General features: G+C 33.6%; 16 protein-coding genes. 11 read left to right on the top strand and 5 right to left on the bottom strand.

What is annotated here, in order from left to right:
* Positions 1 to 66: 66 nt before the first annotated feature.
* Positions 67 to 645, bottom strand: coding sequence for a phosphoribosylglycinamide formyltransferase (locus tag ACO05K_RS11165; protein WP_421944509.1), 579 nt, complete (start codon positions 643 to 645; stop codon positions 67 to 69).
* Positions 646 to 881: 236 nt separating this feature from the next.
* Here ACO05K_RS11165 and rpsT point away from each other — a divergent pair, with 236 nt between their 5' ends.
* The 10 genes from rpsT to ACO05K_RS11115 all read left to right on the top strand — a co-directional run bounded on the left by rpsT (position 882) and on the right by ACO05K_RS11115 (position 13,377).
* Positions 882 to 1,136, top strand: coding sequence for a 30S ribosomal protein S20 (gene rpsT / locus ACO05K_RS11160; protein WP_187593711.1), 255 nt, complete (start codon positions 882 to 884; stop codon positions 1,134 to 1,136).
* Between the two features lie 70 nt (positions 1,137 to 1,206).
* Entirely contained in the window at positions 1,207 to 1,905 is a 699-nt protein-coding gene (gene radC / locus ACO05K_RS11155; RefSeq protein ID WP_421944508.1) for a RadC family protein, read from the top strand.
* A gap of 66 nt (positions 1,906 to 1,971) precedes the next feature.
* A complete protein-coding gene (locus ACO05K_RS11150) occupies positions 1,972 to 2,808 on the top strand; it encodes an endonuclease/exonuclease/phosphatase family protein (RefSeq protein WP_421944507.1) in 837 nt (278 codons plus the stop codon).
* Positions 2,809 to 3,151: 343 nt separating this feature from the next.
* On the top strand, positions 3,152 to 5,551 hold the full coding sequence (gene pheT, locus ACO05K_RS11145) for a phenylalanine--tRNA ligase subunit beta (RefSeq protein WP_421944506.1): 2,400 nt from the start codon (positions 3,152 to 3,154) through the stop codon (positions 5,549 to 5,551).
* A 31-nt stretch (positions 5,552 to 5,582) separates the two neighbouring features.
* On the top strand, positions 5,583 to 5,873 hold the full coding sequence (locus ACO05K_RS11140; protein ID WP_421944505.1) for a hypothetical protein: 291 nt from the start codon (positions 5,583 to 5,585) through the stop codon (positions 5,871 to 5,873).
* A 32-nt stretch (positions 5,874 to 5,905) separates the two neighbouring features.
* Positions 5,906 to 6,196 carry a cell division protein ZapA gene (locus tag ACO05K_RS11135; protein WP_231462488.1) on the top strand — a complete coding sequence of 97 codons (291 nt, stop codon included), beginning with the start codon at positions 5,906 to 5,908 and terminating at the stop codon, positions 6,194 to 6,196.
* Between the two features lie 268 nt (positions 6,197 to 6,464).
* Complete coding sequence (gene rny / locus ACO05K_RS11130) at positions 6,465 to 8,027, top strand: ribonuclease Y (RefSeq protein ID WP_421944504.1); 1,563 nt, start codon at positions 6,465 to 6,467, stop codon at positions 8,025 to 8,027.
* Positions 8,028 to 8,425: 398 nt separating this feature from the next.
* Positions 8,426 to 8,941, top strand: coding sequence for a DUF962 domain-containing protein (locus ACO05K_RS11125; RefSeq protein WP_421946294.1), 516 nt, complete (start codon positions 8,426 to 8,428; stop codon positions 8,939 to 8,941).
* A 111-nt stretch (positions 8,942 to 9,052) separates the two neighbouring features.
* Entirely contained in the window at positions 9,053 to 11,845 is a 2,793-nt protein-coding gene (locus ACO05K_RS11120; protein WP_421944503.1) for a TonB-dependent receptor domain-containing protein, read from the top strand.
* A 101-nt stretch (positions 11,846 to 11,946) separates the two neighbouring features.
* Entirely contained in the window at positions 11,947 to 13,377 is a 1,431-nt protein-coding gene (locus ACO05K_RS11115; RefSeq protein ID WP_421944502.1) for a hypothetical protein, read from the top strand.
* A gap of 50 nt (positions 13,378 to 13,427) precedes the next feature.
* Here the strand turns inward: ACO05K_RS11115 and ACO05K_RS11110 are convergent, their stop codons facing one another.
* Positions 13,428 to 13,745 carry a hypothetical protein gene (locus ACO05K_RS11110; protein WP_421944501.1) on the bottom strand — a complete coding sequence of 106 codons (318 nt, stop codon included), beginning with the start codon at positions 13,743 to 13,745 and terminating at the stop codon, positions 13,428 to 13,430.
* 141 nt (positions 13,746 to 13,886) lie between these two features.
* On the opposite strand from ACO05K_RS11110, the gene ACO05K_RS11105 reads away from it, so the two are divergent.
* Entirely contained in the window at positions 13,887 to 14,045 is a 159-nt protein-coding gene (locus ACO05K_RS11105) for a hypothetical protein (protein WP_421944500.1), read from the top strand.
* On the opposite strand, the gene ACO05K_RS11100 is transcribed toward ACO05K_RS11105, so the two are convergent.
* The 3 genes from ACO05K_RS11100 to ACO05K_RS11090 all read right to left on the bottom strand — a co-directional run bounded on the left by ACO05K_RS11100 (position 14,042) and on the right by ACO05K_RS11090 (position 17,672).
* Positions 14,042 to 14,317 carry a hypothetical protein gene (locus ACO05K_RS11100; RefSeq protein WP_421944499.1) on the bottom strand — a complete coding sequence of 92 codons (276 nt, stop codon included), beginning with the start codon at positions 14,315 to 14,317 and terminating at the stop codon, positions 14,042 to 14,044. The two genes, ACO05K_RS11105 and ACO05K_RS11100, sit on opposite strands and share 4 nt — an antisense overlap.
* Positions 14,318 to 14,437: 120 nt before the next feature.
* Positions 14,438 to 15,649, bottom strand: a complete 1,212-nt coding sequence (locus ACO05K_RS11095; protein ID WP_421944498.1) for a hypothetical protein — start codon at positions 15,647 to 15,649, stop codon at positions 14,438 to 14,440.
* Between the two features lie 271 nt (positions 15,650 to 15,920).
* On the bottom strand, positions 15,921 to 17,672 hold the full coding sequence (locus tag ACO05K_RS11090; RefSeq protein WP_421944497.1) for a lysophospholipid acyltransferase family protein: 1,752 nt from the start codon (positions 17,670 to 17,672) through the stop codon (positions 15,921 to 15,923).
* Positions 17,673 to 17,731: the final 59 nt, after the last annotated feature.

Here is a 17,731-nt window from a genome sequence, read left to right as displayed (position 1 = left end):
CTTACCTATATCAAAAAATAGAGAATTATTTAGCGTTTTTTTTGTTCCTCTTAAGAAGACAAAAATTTACTTTTTGATTTTTTTAACAATACTCTCTATAATTCTTGGGTAGTGTAAATGTTCGAGTTGTTGCCCTTTAAACTTAACCATTTCCAGATTGTCGTTTTTATCAATTTTATATCTTGCCTGATAAATGTATTCACCTTCATCGTAATTTTCGTTTACATAATGAATGGTTATGCCTCCTTCTGGTTCACCTGCGGCTATAACGGCATTATGCACATTATCGCCATACATGCCTTTGCCTCCAAATTTTGGTAGGATGGCGGGGTGTATATTTACGATTCTACCAGGGTATGCCGCAACTAGATTTTTAGGTACAAGCCAAAGAAAACCTGCAAGAACAATAAGATCTATATCTAGATTTTTTAAGAGATCTATTATTTCATCGGTTTTGTAAAATTCGTTTTTATCAAAAATATGGCTTGGAATTTCGAAATTATCAGCTCGCTGTAAAACATAAGCATCTGCATTATTAGTTAATACTAATGAAATTTCTGTATCGGTGCTTCTCTTAAAATGCTCCATTAGTTTTTGGGCGTTTGAGCCCGAACCTGAAGCAAATATGGCTATTCGTTTTTTCACTAAAAATTCGTTTTCATCAAAAATAACATTTTTGGGCAGGTTTAATAGAAACAATTTTAATTATCTACTCGTATAAATCTGATGTAGAAATAAATGCTTATTTTTGCGCAAGCAAATAGGGTATAAAAAAATATAATAAAAAAGTTAAAAGTGTTTTGTTATTTAAAAACATAAATCCTATATTTGCAACCCGAATTATAGGAAACGATTAAGAAAAAAATAAAGGCTAAATTACAATGGCAAATCATAAATCTTCATTAAAAAGAATTAGAGCAAACGCTACAAAACGTTTACGTAACAGATATCAGGCAAAAACTACACGTACTTTTATTAAAAGATTACGTGCAGCTGAAGATAAAAAATCTGCATCAGATTTATTGCCGAAAGTAATTTCTATGTTAGATCGTTTAGCTAAGAAAAACGTTATTCATAAAAACAAAGCAGCTAACAATAAATCAAAATTAACGAAATTCGTTAACGGTTTAAAATAAGCTAATTTTTTACGATATTAGTAAAAGGCATCCCAACCAAAAGTTGGGATGCCTTTTTTTGTGAAAAATTATGGATAACTACGATCAGAAATTAGGTATTAAACTTTGGGCTGAAGAAGATAGACCTAGAGAAAAATTACTCGTGAATGGCAGGAGGTATTTAACAGATGCAGAACTTATCGCGATATTAATTGGATCAGGTAATAAAAATGAAACCGCTGTAGATTTAAGTAAGCGGATACTAAACTCCTTTCAGAATAATCTAACCAAATTAGGGAAAGCTTCAATATCCGAACTCTCAAAATTCAAAGGTATTGGAGAAGCTAAAGCAATTTCTATTGTTGCTGCACTCGAATTGGGTTTGCGCAGAAAAGAAACTCCAGTAGATGATGTTATACAAGTCTCAACATCAACAGATGTTTACAAATATCTTCTTCAAACTTTTGCTCATTTAAATCACGAAGAATTCTGGATTTTACTGCTTAACCGCTCTAATAAAATTATTGGTAAGCACTTAATAAGTAAAGGCGGACAAGCGGGAACGGTTGCCGATCCGAAAATTATTTTCAAAGTTGCTTTAGAGCATAATGCAGCTTACATTGTGTTGGCACACAACCATCCATCCGGTAATTTAAAACCGAGCGATAGTGACAATAAGTTAACATCTAATATGGTTGCTTCAGGTAGTTTGCTTAGTCTACCCATTATCGATCATCTAATTTTTACTGATAATGGTTATTATAGTTATAGGGATGAAGGCATTATTTAAGGATAAAACAATTGTTACTTAACATAAAATCAATATTACAAATGAACAATTTTGTAATTTGGCCAAATGAAAAACTTAGTAACATCTCTAATTTGCCTTTTTATATTTAGCAGCACTTTTGCTCAAAAAGGGAGTTTGCCTATAAACGTAATTACTTATAATATAAGGTATAATAATCCAGGCGATGGTGTAAATGCCTGGCCAAACCGTAAGGATAATGTTAAAGCGTTAGTTAAATTTCATGATGCAGATATTTTGTGTGTGCAGGAAGCACTGGCTGATCAGTTTGATGATTTACTAGAAAATTCAAATTTCGATTTTGTTGGTGTTGGCAGAGATGATGGAAATCGTAAAGGTGAATTTTCGGCTGTGTTTTTTGATAAAACAAGGTTCACAAAAAAAGATGGAGGTACTTTTTGGTTGTCAGAGACACCTGGCGTGCCTTCAAAGGGATGGGATGCAGTTTTACCGAGGGTTTGCAGTTGGGTAAAATTATACGATAAAATAAACAAAAAGGAATTTATTGTTTTCAATACGCATTACGACCATGTTGGTGTTAAGGCCAGAATTGAATCTGCGAAACTGATAAAACAAAAGATACAGGAAATTGCTCCAAAGTTGCCTGTAATTTATACCGGTGATTTAAATGTTACGCCAGAAACCGAAGCGATTTCAACTATAAAGTCTTTCCTTCAAGATGCTAAAGAAATTACTGTTGAACCTCCTTATGGACCGAATGGAACTTTTAATGCTTTCGATTTTAACAGTGAATTGAAAAATAGAATCGATTATGTCTTTGTAAATAAAGGATTCAAAGTTCAAAAATTTGCAGTTTTGAGTGATAGCAAAGATAAAAGATATCCTTCAGATCATTTACCTGTTTTTGTTCGTCTTTGGTTTTAAAGGGCGCATTCTAATTTTTTCCCGCAGATTGCGCTGATACTCGCGGATATTGGTTATGGTAGTCATTTCGACCGTAGTGGAGAAATCTTTCGATAGGGTTTTCATCGTTCAAAGATCTCTCTCCCGAAGGATCTGGAGTACACTCCATTCGAGATGACGGTAGGGATATGTAGGAAATATTCTTACTATAATTATAATGAAAATTTAAGTCGTATTTATTACATTAAGATTTCCAGATAAGCTTTCTGCTTTAACCTTTAAATAATATCTTTGCGTTTTATAAAATTTGATTATCAATCAGGATAAGTCTTGAGACTTGATACTCGCTACTTGATACTAAAAGATGAAAATATCATACAACTGGTTAAAGCAATTCATTCAGATAGATAAAACACCACAAGAACTTTCGCTCATTCTAACAAATGTTGGTTTAGAAGTAGAAAGTGTAGATAAAGTACAACCTGTTGTTGGTGGTTTAGAAGGCTTGGTAATTGGCGAAGTTTTAACCTGTGTACAACATCCAAATGCCGATCGTTTGCGTGTTACAACCGTAAATGTTGGCGGAAAAGAAAATCTTCAAATTGTTTGTGGTGCTCCAAATGTTGGTGCAGGCCAAAAAGTTGTTGTTGCAACGGTTGGAACAACTGTTTATCCTTTAGAAGGAGAGCCTTTTAAAATTAAAGAATCTAAAATCAGGGGAGAAGTTTCTCAGGGTATGATTTGCGCTGAAGATGAAATCGGTTTAGGGAAATCTCACGATGGAATTATGATTCTGCCTTTTGAAACTCAGATTGGGATTTTAGCAAAGGAACATTTTCAAATGGATGATGATTTCGTTTTTGAAATCGGATTAACTCCAAACCGTGCTGATGCAGCTTCGCATTTAGGTGTTGCAAGAGATTTGGCCGCTTATTTCAGAAGTGAATTTGAGATGCCGGATTTATCTGCTTTCAAAACAGAAAACGAAAATTTGGTTATTCCTGTTGAGGTTGAAGATTTAGAGGCTTGTCCGCGGTACAGCAGTGTAACCATCTCAGGCGTAACTGTAAAAGATTCTCAGGATTGGTTAAAAGATAAATTAAAAGTTATTGGGTTAAGACCGATTAACAACATTGTAGACATTACTAATTATGTTTTACATGGCTTGGGCCAACCGCTACATGCTTTTGATGCTGATAAAATTACTGGCGGAAAAGTAATTGTTAAAAAAGTTGCAGAAGGAACATCTTTCTTAACGCTTGATGATGTTGAGCGTAAATTAAGTGCAGATGATTTAATGATTTGCAATGCTGATGAGCCAATGTGCATTGCTGGTGTGTTTGGTGGTAAAACATCTGGTGTAGATACTGAAACTCAAAATATCTTCTTAGAAAGTGCTTATTTTAACTCAGTTTCTGTTCGTAAAACGGCTAAGAGACATGGATTAAAAACTGATGCATCTTTCCGTTTTGAGCGTGGTACAGATCCTGAAATGACGGTAACCGCATTAAAATATGCTGCACTTTTAATTAAAGAATTAGCAGGTGGCACAATTTCTTCATCAGTTTCTGATATTTATCCAACTCACATTAAGCCTTTCGAGTTTGAAGTTAGCTTCTCGAATATTAATAAATTAATAGGAGCAAATATTCCTTCGGCTGAAATTAAACATATTATTACAGCGCTTGGTATTTCTGCAACCAACACATCTGATGATACTTTGGCTCTTCGCGTTCCATCATTTAAAGTTGATGTGACTCGTGAGTGCGATATTACCGAAGAAGTTTTAAGGATTTATGGCTATAACAATGTCGAAATCCCTTCAAAAATTAATGCTTCGCTTTCTTACACTTCAAAACCGGATAAAGAAAATACACAAAATGTAATCGCCGATATGCTTACGGCAAATGGTTACGCTGAAATCTGGTGTAATTCGTTAACAAAATCGGCTTATTCTAAAAATACTGATGAGGCTGTTTTTATATTAAATCCTCTAAGTAGCGATTTAAATGTGATGCGCCAAAGTTTGCTTATGCCTGCTTTGGAAAGTGTTGCTTATAATCAAAACCGTAAAAATGCTGATGTTAAATTTTATGAATATGGTAAAACCTATCATTTAATCAACGAGCAATATGTTGAGCGTCCACGATTATTGTTGTTAATTTCTGGTGCAACTGAAAGTGAGCAGTGGAATCAAAAAACTAAATCATCAAGCTTTTATAATTTAAAGGCAGCAGTTGATGCCGTTATTTCTAGGTTAGGAATTACAACTTACCAATCGGATGTTTTGGCAGATGATAACTTTGCTTATGGAATAAAATATTTCAGGGGTGATAAAACGATTGTAAGTTTTGGCGCTGCTACAAAGGCAGATAGAAAAGTTGTTGATGTAAATGCAGAGGTTTTCTATGCAGATTTTGACTGGGCGCTTCTATTAGATATTGTTCGCAAGAATAAAATTGTAAACAAAGAAGTTTCAAAATATCCTCAAGTAAGAAGAGATTTATCTTTATTAATTGATAAAAACATAAGCTTTGAGGTTTTAAAAGGGATTGCATTTAAAACAGATAAAAAACTAATTAAAGAAGTTGGTGTATTTGATGTTTATGAGGGTGATAAATTACCTGAAGGAAAAAAATCTTATGCTTTAAATTTTATTTTACAGGATGAGGAACAAACCCTTACAGATAAGCAGATTGAGCATACAATGCAGAAGTTAATTGCTAATTTAACCACTCAAGCGGGAGCAGAAATTAGGAAATAAAATATAATTTCGTATTTTTAAAAATAAATTCATGACTTCTGTTGCAGAACAATTAGGTACGGTAATACAAAAAACAGCACGAATAATCGAGTTGTGTAATGCCTTACAGGAAGAAAATGATTTATTAAAGCTTGAGAATCAATCGTTAAAAGTTGCACTCGATACATCTAAAGGAAAACATGTAGACCTTGAAGAAAAATTAAGGGTTACAAAACTTGCTAAAAGTATCGAGGGTACAAGTGAGAAGTCGCTTGACATTAAGCAAAAAATTAACGATTTTGTGCGGGAGATAGATAAAAGTATTGCATTGCTTAAAAAATAGGTAAGGCAAAATAATCGAAACTAAGCTAAACAATGGGAGAAATCTCTATTAAAATAACCATTTCCGACCGTATATATCCCTTAAAGGTTAATATGGAAGAGGAAGAGATTGTGAGACGGGCAGCAAAAATGATTAATGAGCGCATAAAAGACTATCAGGAAAATTATGCGGTTAGAGATAAGCAGGATTTACTTTCTATGGCAGTATTGCATTATGCAACGGCTGTATTAAGAACAGAAAACAAGGTGCAAAACCAAGATACTGCTGTTGCCGATAAAGTTGAAGAATTGGATGTTTTATTAAACGATTTCTTTTCAAAATAAGGTACGTTCTTTAAATGTTTCGTTTACGCTGAACTAGTTTCAGAGTTATACGAAAACTATATATTAGCACAAAAATATAGCCGTGGCTAGTTTTTGAGTTTCAAATTTTATAAAACTTAACACTTCAATATCTATAGGGTTAAGAGGGCGGATTTCATTTGCTTATTAGTATCTGAAAATGGCTTAAACCCTAATTATGCTTAGTTGAGGTTTGAAAAAGATGAGACTTTAAAAATTAGTTGCGGTTTTTTTTTACATAAAATACAAAATGGAAATATTAGGATACGTGTTTGCCTTAATTGCCGGTATAGCTATCGGGGTTGTGGTTGGTAGATTCCTGTTACGCAACTTGCTTAAACAACAAGAAGTTGCTGCACAGAATAAAGTGAAGAAAATTTTAAAAGATGCAGAGAATAATGCTGAAATTTTAAAAAAGAATAAACTTTTAGAAGCAAAAGAGAAATTTTTGCAATTAAAAGCTGAACATGAGCAAGAAGTTAATGCTAAAAATAACAACATTAACCAACGAGAAAATACCATCAAGCAAAAAGAGCAATCGGTAAATCAGCGTTTAGAAAATTACAATAAAAAAGAACAGGATTTAGATAAACAAAAAGTTCATTTAGAGAAACAAACTGAAGTTGCCGTCAAAAAGCAAGAAGAAGTAGAGGTTCTTAAAAATCAGCATTTAAAGCAATTAGAAACTATTGCTGGTCTTTCTGCTGATGAAGCTAAAGAACAATTAGTAGAAAACTTAAAGCAGGAAGCTCGTACACAGGCGATGATGCAGGTTAAGGATATTGTTGATGAAGCAAAATTAACAGCAAGTAAAGAGGCTAAAAAAGTAGTTATTCAAACCATTCAACGTACAGCTACAGAAGCTGCTATTGAAAACTCTGTATCTATTTTTCACATCGAAAGTGATGAGATTAAAGGTAGGGTAATTGGTAGAGAGGGTAGAAATATTCGTGCTCTTGAAGCTGCTACAGGTATAGAAATCATTGTTGATGATACTCCAGAAGCGATTATTTTATCAGGTTTCGACCCGGTAAGAAGAGAAATTGCTCGTTTAGCACTTCACCGTTTAGTAACTGATGGTCGTATTCATCCAGCTCGTATTGAAGAGATTGTTGCTAAAACGAAAAAGCAAATTGAAGATGAGATTGTAGAAATTGGTGAACGTACAGTTATCGATTTAGGTATTCATGGTTTACACCCGGAGCTTATCCGCATGGTTGGACGTATGCGTTACCGTTCATCTTACGGTCAAAACCTTTTACATCACTCTCGTGAGGTTGCCAATTTCTGTGCTACAATGGCGGCAGAACTAGGCTTAAACGCGAAGATGGCTAAACGTGCTGGTTTACTACACGATATAGGTAAAGTGCCTGATGATAATCCTGAATTGCCACACGCAATTTTAGGTATGCAATTGGCAGAGAAATATAAAGAGCATCCGGAAATTTGTAATGCTATTGGAGCTCACCACGATGAAATAGAAATGACATCGATGATTTCTCCAATTATACAAGCTTGTGATGCAATTTCAGGCGCTCGTCCGGGTGCACGTAGAGAAGTTGTAGAAAGTTATATTAAACGTTTAAAAGATTTGGAAGAATTAGCACTTTCTTATCCTGGCGTTGAGAAAACTTTTGCTATACAAGCTGGTAGAGAATTGCGTGTTATTGTTGAAAGCGAAAGAATTACTGATGCTCAGGCAGAATTGCTTGCCGCAGATATTTCAACCCGTATTCAAACTGAAATGACTTATCCGGGACAGATTAAAGTTACGGTTATTAGAGAAACCCGTTCGGTAGCATTTGCGAAGTAGGGATTTAATAAATTTTAAGATTTTAAAGCGATGAGTTTTCATCGCTTTTTTTATTTGCCACTGAAACACCAAACACACGGGAATTGATTGAAATTATCAACAATCTCGTCATTGCGAGGTACGAAGCAATCTATAATTAACCTATCTGAATGATTTAGGTTAAAATGCAGGAAAAAAAAAGTATGATTGCCACGGAACAACGGAAGCTAATAGATAGGTTTGGATTGATTTTTTGGCTGTGTTTATAAAGATTTTTATTTGCCACGGAAACACAGAATACACGGAATTTATTTTTTTGAGTGATTTTTTGTCTCGCGGATTAAGATGATATACGCAGATTTGTATTGTATAAATGCTGATAATAATCGCTTCTTAAATATTTTATTTATTTTTACATGATGAGCAAGCAAACCAAAACAATTGAGCAAAAACGTCCTGTTGATGTTTATTTTGATAAGTATCAGGAAAGTCATAACAACCACACTAATGAAATAATACATTGGATTTGTGTGCCACTTATTATTTTCAGTTTGTTAGGGTTAGTTTGGTCTATTCCATTTCCTCAAATCGGTTTTTTAGGCAAGTACAATATGTATTTGAATTGGGCCTCATTCTTAATTGCCTTTTCTATTTATTACTATTACCGTCTTTCGCCAGTTCTTTCTTACTTCATGCTTTTAATTATTGCTGCGATGAGTTATGGGATTGTAGCATTGGAGCAATGGGAAAAAGTTGGCGGACTAGCATTATGGGTAGTTTGCTTAATTATTTTTGTTATTGCGTGGATTGGTCAATTCATCGGACATAAAATTGAAGGTAAAAAACCGTCCTTTTTAGATGATGTTAAATTCCTGTTAATAGGTCCGATTTGGTTATTGCACTTCATATGCAAGAAAATTGGTTTAAGGTATTAATCTTCTGAGCGATCACATTAAATTAACATTTAGCTAAACAAAGCTTAATTAACATCTAACATATAGCTAACATTGTGGTAATAGCTTTGCCTAAAATTAAACGTAGGCAAATTGAACTCAATCACAATTTTTAGAAAATCGGCATTAACGGTGCTGATTTTATTCTTCGGCATAGTTTCTTATGCTCAAACCGGAAAAATCGCAGGTACCGTATCGGATAAAAAAACAGGAGAAACCATTATTGGTGCTACTGTTAGAATTAAAGGAACAAACAAAGGTGTTTCGACTGATGTAGACGGAAAATATGTTCTACCAATCGGCGATGGAAAACATACTTTAGAGTTTTCTTTTATCGGGTATCAAACAAAAGAAGTTTCAGATGTTGAAGTTAAAAGTGCTACAACTACATCTTTAAATGTTATCCTTAGTGAATCTAGTGGTCAAAACTTAGGAGAGGTTGTTGTTAAAGCAAGTTTTAGACAAGAATCTGTTAACTCTTTATATGCAAAACAAAAAAACAGCGCAGTAATTTCTGATGGTGTTTCCAGCGACCAGATTAAAAAATCACCAGATAGAAATACATCTGATGTTTTAAAAAGAGTAAGTGGTGCAACTGTTCAGGATAATAAATTTGTTGTAATCAGAGGATTGAGTGACCGTTACAACAATGCTACATTAGATGGTTCATCTTTACCAAGTACTGAGCCAAACCGTAAAGCTTTCTCATTTGATATTGTACCTTCCAATCTGGTTGATAATTTAGTTATCAGCAAAACGGCTACGCCAGATTTGCCAGCCGATTTTACAGGTGGAGCAATACAAATTAATACAAAAGATATTCCTGACAGAAACTTTATCAGCTTCGGTGTAGGTACAGGTTACAATACAGAATCTACATTTAAAGATTTTAAAAGCGGTGTAAGAACGGCTACAGATTATTTAGGATTTGACAATGGCGATAAAGCTTTACCAGCTAATTTTCCATCTCGTACCAGAATTAGCAGTGGTTTAACTTCGGCGCAACAAATCTCCGCGATGAGATCGCTTTCTCAAGATTGGAAAATTTATAACAATACAGCTTTACCAACTCAAAATTATCAATTCACTTTAGGTAGAGTTAAAGAATTTAAAGAGAGTACTAATAAATTTGGGGCTTTATTCTCGTTAACTTATAGAAATGCACAAACTATAAATAATGATGTAATTCGTGATTATGTAAACTACGATTATCATGATAATATTTACAGATTTTCTACAAGTTTAGGCGCTCTTGCCAACTTTGCTTATACATACGGAAAAAGTAAAATTACTTTTAAGAATATCTATAACAGAGCTTACGACGATTCTTATTTAACGAGAGATGGTTTTAATAGCGATAGAGGTCGTGATATTAAATTCTTTGCTTTTGATTTAATGCAAAAACAATTGTTCAAATCTACAATTGAAGGTAACCATGCTTTAGGTGAAAATAATTCGAAAATTAACTGGTCATTAAGCTATGCTAATATTTTAAACGATCAGCCAGACCAGAAGAAAATTTCTTACCAAAGAAATCCATCTGATGCAGGTACAGCAAATTATGTTTATACCGCAAGTACAGGAACATTAAGTAAAGAAAATTCTAGATTGTTTTCGAAATTAAACGAAGATAATTTTAGTGGTGGCTTAAACTATACGCTTCCATTAAAAATGTTTGGTCAACTGGCTACATTTAAAACCGGTTTAAGTTCAATTTATCGTGATAGAACATTTGATGCAAGATTTGTTGGTTTTAGAGCCAATACTGGTGCACCAAATGCAGATTTAATCAGTCAACGTCCTTTAAGCACATTATATGGTGCTGATGCAATAAACGGTGGAGCATATTCATTAGACGATATTTCTGCTGATGCTGATAGTTACAATGCACATTCACTAACTAATGCTGGTTATTTAATGCTTGATAATAAATTTGGTGAAAAATCGAGATTAGTTTGGGGCGTTAGGGTAGAGCAATTCAATGTTGTTTTGGATGCGAAAGTTCCAACGCCACAAACATCAGTTAATGATAACTACGTTGATGTATTGCCATCAGTAAACTATACTTATAGCTTAACTCCAAAAGTAAATTTAAGAGCATCTTATTACCGTACTTTGGCAAGACCAGAATTTAGAGAATTATCATCAGCAGCTATTTATGACTATGAATTACTTGCTTTACAACAAGGTAATCCGAACTTAAAAGAAGCTAAAATTGATAATGCCGATCTTCGCTTTGAATTCTTTCCTGAGGCCGGACAAATCCTTTCTGTATCAGGTTTCTACAAAAAATTCCACAATGCAATCGAGTCATACAATCAGGATGCAGGTTCTACAAGAATTATTACTTACATCAATTCTGATAAGGTAGATGTTTACGGTGTTGAATTTGAGTTCCGTAAAAATTTAGATTTCATTGCTAAAACTGATTTCTTGAAGAAAACTACTTTCTATACTAACTTATCCCTAATTAAGTCAAAAGTACAAACCGCTAATACTGGTATCAATTTAAAAGAAACTAATAGACCAATGGTTGGTCAGGCTCCATATATTGTTAATGCAGGTTTACAACATAATTTCTTGGGAGACAGATTAAGTTTTAACGCGTTATACAACAGAGTTGGTCGGAGATTAGTAGTTGCCGGTGGTGTTTTATTCCCTGAGATTTGGGAAGTGCCAAGAGATGTAGTTGATTTACAATTAGCATTGAAAGTGATTAAAAACAAAGGTGAAATTAAGTTCAATGCTGGTGATATTTTAGGAAATCGAATTACCCAATATTATGATATCGATGTAAATAAAAAATACAACCGAACTTCAGATGAAACAATTACCAGCTATAAACCTGGAAGCAATTATTCATTATCATTCTCATATACCTTTTAAGGCTAACATTAACTTAAGCCTAAGTTAATGATATGTTAAATCAGGCTTAATATACAAATTACATTCATATCATATTTTTGGAAAAAGTAAAATTAATTAAAATGAAAAAACAATTATTACTATGCGCATTGAGCGTATTGGTTTTCTTAGCAGGTTGCTCTAAAAGTGGTGATGATGGCGAGATTAACCCACCAACTGATGCAAATACAGTTGAAATTTCAGGTGATGTAACGACATCTACTACTTGGTCTGCAAGTAAAATCTATTTATTAAAAGGTAATGTTTTTGTAACTAATAATGCTACTTTAACAATTGAGCCAGGAACAATTATCAAAGGTGATAAAGCTACAAAAGGTGCGCTTGTAATTACAAGAGGAGCTAAAATTAATGCAGCTGGTACAGTTGATAAACCAATTGTATTTACATCTAGCGTTGCTGCTGGTGCCCGTAAAGAAGGCGATTGGGGTGGTTTAATTGTATTAGGTAAAGCACAAAATAACGTAGGTAATTCAGTTGCAATTGAAGGTATTTCTGATGCTACAGATAAAGGTAAACACGGTGGTACTGATAACGCAGATAATTCTGGAGTTTTAAAATACATCCGTATTGAATATGCAGGTATTGCATTAAGTCCAGATAACGAAATTAATGGTTTAACTTTTGGTTCAGTTGGTTCTGGAACAGTTGTAGATTACGTTGAAGTTTATCGTTCAGGTGATGATGCTTTCGAATGGTTTGGTGGTTCAGTTAACTGTTCTCACTTAATTGCAATTGATAGTTGGGATGATGATTTTGATACTGATAACGGTTACTCAGGTAAAGTTCAGTTTGGTTTAGCGCAACGTTTATCAGTAACTGCAGACGTTTCAGGTTCAAATGGTTTTGAATCAGATAATAACGCAGCAGGTGATAACGCAACTCCTCAAACTTCAGCAGTATTTTCAAACATGACTATCTTAGGTCCGGTTGGTTCTGGTAGCACGAGTATCAATGCTAACTTCCAACATGGTGCGCAAATTCGTCGTAACTCGGCAATCAGCATCTTCAACTCAGTATTTGTTGGTTACACTGAAGGTATTTTCTATGATGATGCATTACCAGCAGGAGGAGCATTAAATTCTTCATCTAACTTATCAGCAGGAAGATCTGTTTTTGCAAATAACTTAGTATATAACTCTAACAGCAAAAGCAATCAAATTAAAGCATCTAATGCTACTGCCTTAGGTGTTGTTACGCCATTACTAACTGCTACAAATACATTTGATGCAGCAGCTTTAGCAGCAAGTATCTTTGTAGACCCATACAAGTACTCTGCAGATTTAGTAGCAGCAGCAAGAGTTGGTGTACCTAACTTTACTGTAGTTGCAAATTCAGCAGCGGCAGCAGGTGCATTATTCACAAACTCTAAATTAACAGCAGGTTTTACAAGTGTTGCTTACAAAGGTGCTTTCGGTGCTGAGAACTGGGCAGCTGGTTGGGCTCATTTCGACCCACAAAACTTACCATACACAACTCCTGGAGCTGTTAAGTAATAAAATATTTTATATTCAAAAAAGGCTTCAGAATTTCTGAAGCCTTTTTTTTATGATACAGTTTCCTGATTTTCTTCTGCTTTAACTTTACTTTTTGTTGGTTTTTTAACAGGTGTTTTGTCCTGTTTTACAACAGCTAATGGTTCATCTTCTTTAATAAAAGGTGCCATCGTTTTATCCGCTGAATTGGTAATGCTTATCTTTTTTGATAGTTGTTTTGCAAGTTTTTCTATTGCTTTTTGTGCTTTCTGCTCTTTTCCATACGCCTTCGCAATTTCGCTGAATGCTAAAGTTAATTTAGATGCTATTTCTTTTCTTAGTGTCTTGCTTGTAACTTGATTTTTCTTGGGTGTTTTTTTCTTTTTCATCTAACAATAATGGATTTTGCTCAAAGATATGTTATGTTAAAATTAAATCCATATTATGATTATGTTAACTGATTGATTGTGAGTTAACACCAAAAGGCAATTCGTTATCTTTAAGTTATAGATAATTAAGCGAATAAAACTATGGAAATTAATTTGCCAGTAATAATTGGAGTGGCCATTGTGGTTGCCATTCTTATCATATATCTGATTAAGAGAAACCGGAAAGATGAAAAGAAATTTGAGCAGGATGTAATTAAATCAGAACTGCCGCCTGAAAAAGATGATAAAGAAAACCTTTAAAATTTTGCGCCTTCAGCAACATCACCTCCCAAATCTAATGTATTTTGAAAAGCTTCTAGATAACTTAATAAATGTCTTTCTGTAGTAGCGTATGAATTGAAAGTTGATGAAGGATTATTTGCATCGGCATCACTTTTATTTTTGAAATATAAATTTACCTGAAACGTGAATAAATTCTCATCATGGATAGGAGAAAGAATCCTGGCTTTAACCTGATGATTATGAATTTCGACAAAAAATTCTTTTAAAACAGAGTAGATAATTGCGGCCATGTTATAATGATAAGTTTCAAAATTTGAATTGAAATTAAATGTAAGTAAAAACTTAAGTCATTTTCCGTGCTTAGCAATAAGATAACCTGAATTTAATTTTATGTTAACTTTATTTTAACATTATTTCTTGATTGGCTCGTAAGCATAAACGATTTCGTATTTCTTATCTTTTAAACTACTTGCTAACTCACCAATTTTTAGATTTTGAATTTGAGGGGTAGGCTCGCAATAAGAGTATTTTTTTCCATTATATAATATTGTTGATTTTCCTACCGGTTGATCAAATTGAACAGCAATAGTTAAATGCGACGGATATAACACCGCAAGCATGGGTAAATTGTAAATTTCTTTAACCAGGTAAAAGAATAGTGCAGCCCTGTCATCGCAATCACTTGCATTATTAAGAAGTGTTTGTTCAGGTGAGAAACGTTTCTCTTTTCCAAAATTGTCCGAATCATCTTCATAAAGGAAAGCGTAACGTGTAAACCTCATTAGGTAATCAACACCTTTTTTTTGATTCATCTTTTTCAGGTTTTCTTTTAAAACTGGAATTAAAGAACTGTAAGTTTCTCTGCTTAATGGTATGTTAAAATAAGTCTCAAAATCTACTATCGGATAATTTTTAAAAATAGCTTCTACGTCTTCATTTATTTTTAGCTTAAAATGATTTACCTTTTGGTTGTAGCTAAACTGAATATCTTTTTCTGTATAACTGTCGGGTTTAAAATCTGGCATTCTCGTTACCTTATAAGAAAATGAATGTTCGGCTTCGGGAACAGAAATTTCTACCTCTTTATATGCTCCAGCTTGTTTGAAAAGCTTTCCATAATCGTGGTAATTTAAGCACATGTACTTCTTGCCGTCGATTTCAAAAAATGGAATGTCGCTTATATCTTCATCATTTTTAACGTAGAAAATAATTTGTCCGTTGCCGACAGCAATTTTGGCATCGTAACCGCATTTTGCCAGTAAAAACCATTTGTATAAAGTATAGCGGCTATAATTTTCTCCTTTCGAACTGATTTGCTGTGCAGTTTTTCGAATTAGCTGATAAAAAATCCAATCGTTTAAATTGTTTCTTTTTTTATAATCCGTTAATGATAAAATAACAGACTGATAGTTGCTTTTGTCTGCATGGCTATAAAAATCTTTTGCCGATTGAGAAGATGCTATCTCAGCAGTTTTAATTGCAAAGCTCGTGTCTAAGCTGAAATTAAAAGTGCCATCGTAAAACTCAAAAGAATGAGATTGAGCCTTAACACTTTGAAGCGAAAAGATTAAGCTAATCAGTGTGCAAAAAATAAACGAGAAATGGCTGGCTCTGTTAATCAATCTATTAAATTTGGTAATATTAAATTTAATATTAATTAACTTAAAATCAACAATTATTTAATGTTAACAATTTAGGTTTGGTTAACTTCTGATTAATTTAAAATCGGATTGAAACTTAAAGTTTGTAGTAACTTAATCGGTATTATAATAATTTATTGATTTTAACTTAACATTAAAACTTCACCTTTGCCCATGTAAATATTTGGTTAGTATTTATAAAGTTTAGGTTAGTTGATAATAAAAAACCCGGATGGATGTCCGGGTTTTTTTATTAAAGATTTTTACCAAGTTTCTCCAGAATTTCAGCCGGGATATTGTGTGTATCTACTACCAAAAATCCATCTAAACAATCGGAAAACTTAGGATCGATATTGAATGAAATAATCTTTGCATTCAGATTCATGTATTGTCTTAACAAAACAGGAACTTTAATGTGAGAGTTTTCAATATCACCAATTATACTATCTAAATCCTTAAACGAATCGCTACTGTCTACCAGTGTATCAGTAGAAATTGGTAATAAATCTGCCTTAAATTTATTTCGTGGTTTAACGTATTTAGCCATCTCATAATCGAAATGGTTTTTTGTGATGTAATCTACAATTAACGCTTTACTAAATTTAGAAAAACTATTGCTGATACTTACCGGACCAAACATATAACGGTATTGCGGATTATCAATAAGGTATTTTAAAATTCCTTTCCATAGCAGGAATAATGGAAGTGGTTTACCCTGGTATTCTTTTCTAATCCAAGAGCGACCAAGTTCTATTCCTTGTCTTAAAATAGGGTAAAACTGATCTTTCATTTTAAAAAGCTCAGATAAATAGAACCCACGGCGACCCATGCTTTCTAAAATTTCGTCACCTTTTCCAATTCTGTAAGCACCTACAATATTTTCTAAATCCTTATCCCAAATAAATAAATGGTTATAGTATATGTCGTAGTTGTCTAAATCGATCTTTTTGTTTGTACCTTCACCAACTTCTCGAAAAGTAATTTCCCTTAATCTGCCAATTTCTCTTAAAACATTTGGGATTTTAAGTGTTGGTACAATATATACTTCGTAGTTTTTTTCAGTCCAAACTCTAAAATCTTCAAGTGTTGCAACTTCTTCTTTAATTAAAACCCTCGATGTTTCTTCAATAACTTCGGCAGCTTTCTTTTTTATCTTAAATAGGTTTAACGGATTGAAAAGTTTCTTTTCAGTATCTAAACCAACACCTAATGCATAAGTACGAGCACGCAAAAAGTCCATTAACTTATTGCTTTTGTTCATATTCGAAATTTCATCGAGACCAATTGCCTTACCAATACGCACTCTTATGGTTCTGCCATGCTTATTTAAGAACTCAGATGGTAATTTTGCAGTACGAAGCGTTGGGTGTATAAAACTTAGAATGTTAAATAAAACACCATTATTGCCATGAAAGTAAATTGGAACCACCGGAACTTTTGCTTTCGCAATTAATTTTCCAACTACCGGATGCCACATTCTATCTGTTACCTGTTGGGCATCAAGTTTAAAAGTTGATACTTCTCCCGCAGGAAAAATTCCGATTGGTGTACCATTTCTCAATAAATCGAAAGTTGTTTTTAAACCGCTGATGCTTGAAGAGTGCTGAACATTTTCGAAAGGATTTACAGCAACAAAAAACTCATCTAAATTCGGAATCTTCTTTAAAATGAAGTTAACCATAACTTTCGCATCCGGACGAACGGTGCATAAAAGTTTTACTAATGCCAATCCTTCAACGCCACCATACGGATGGTTTGCAATTGCTATAAACGGTCCTGTTTTGGGAATACTGTTTAATTCGTCTTCATCAAAATCGATCGAAACGCCAATTGTTTCTAATATTTTATCTACAAACTCTAAACCTTTAAAATGCTGATTTTGAGAGAACACATCATTAATGTCGTTCAGTTTCATAATTTCCATCAGCAATCCGGCTAAACCCGGTACACCCAATTTATCAATCTTCGTCGCCTTTGCAAATTCTGAGGTCGTAATAATCTTCATAAAAAATAATTAGCTTGTTGATATGCGAAACATCAAGTGTTTTGCAATCCCAAAAATAA

Source organism: Pedobacter sp. (assembly GCF_965227205.1).
Lineage (GTDB): Bacteria > Bacteroidota > Bacteroidia > Sphingobacteriales > Sphingobacteriaceae > Pedobacter.
Note: the sequence above shows the minus strand (reverse complement) of the source record. Positions and strands in the feature narration are given on the sequence as shown.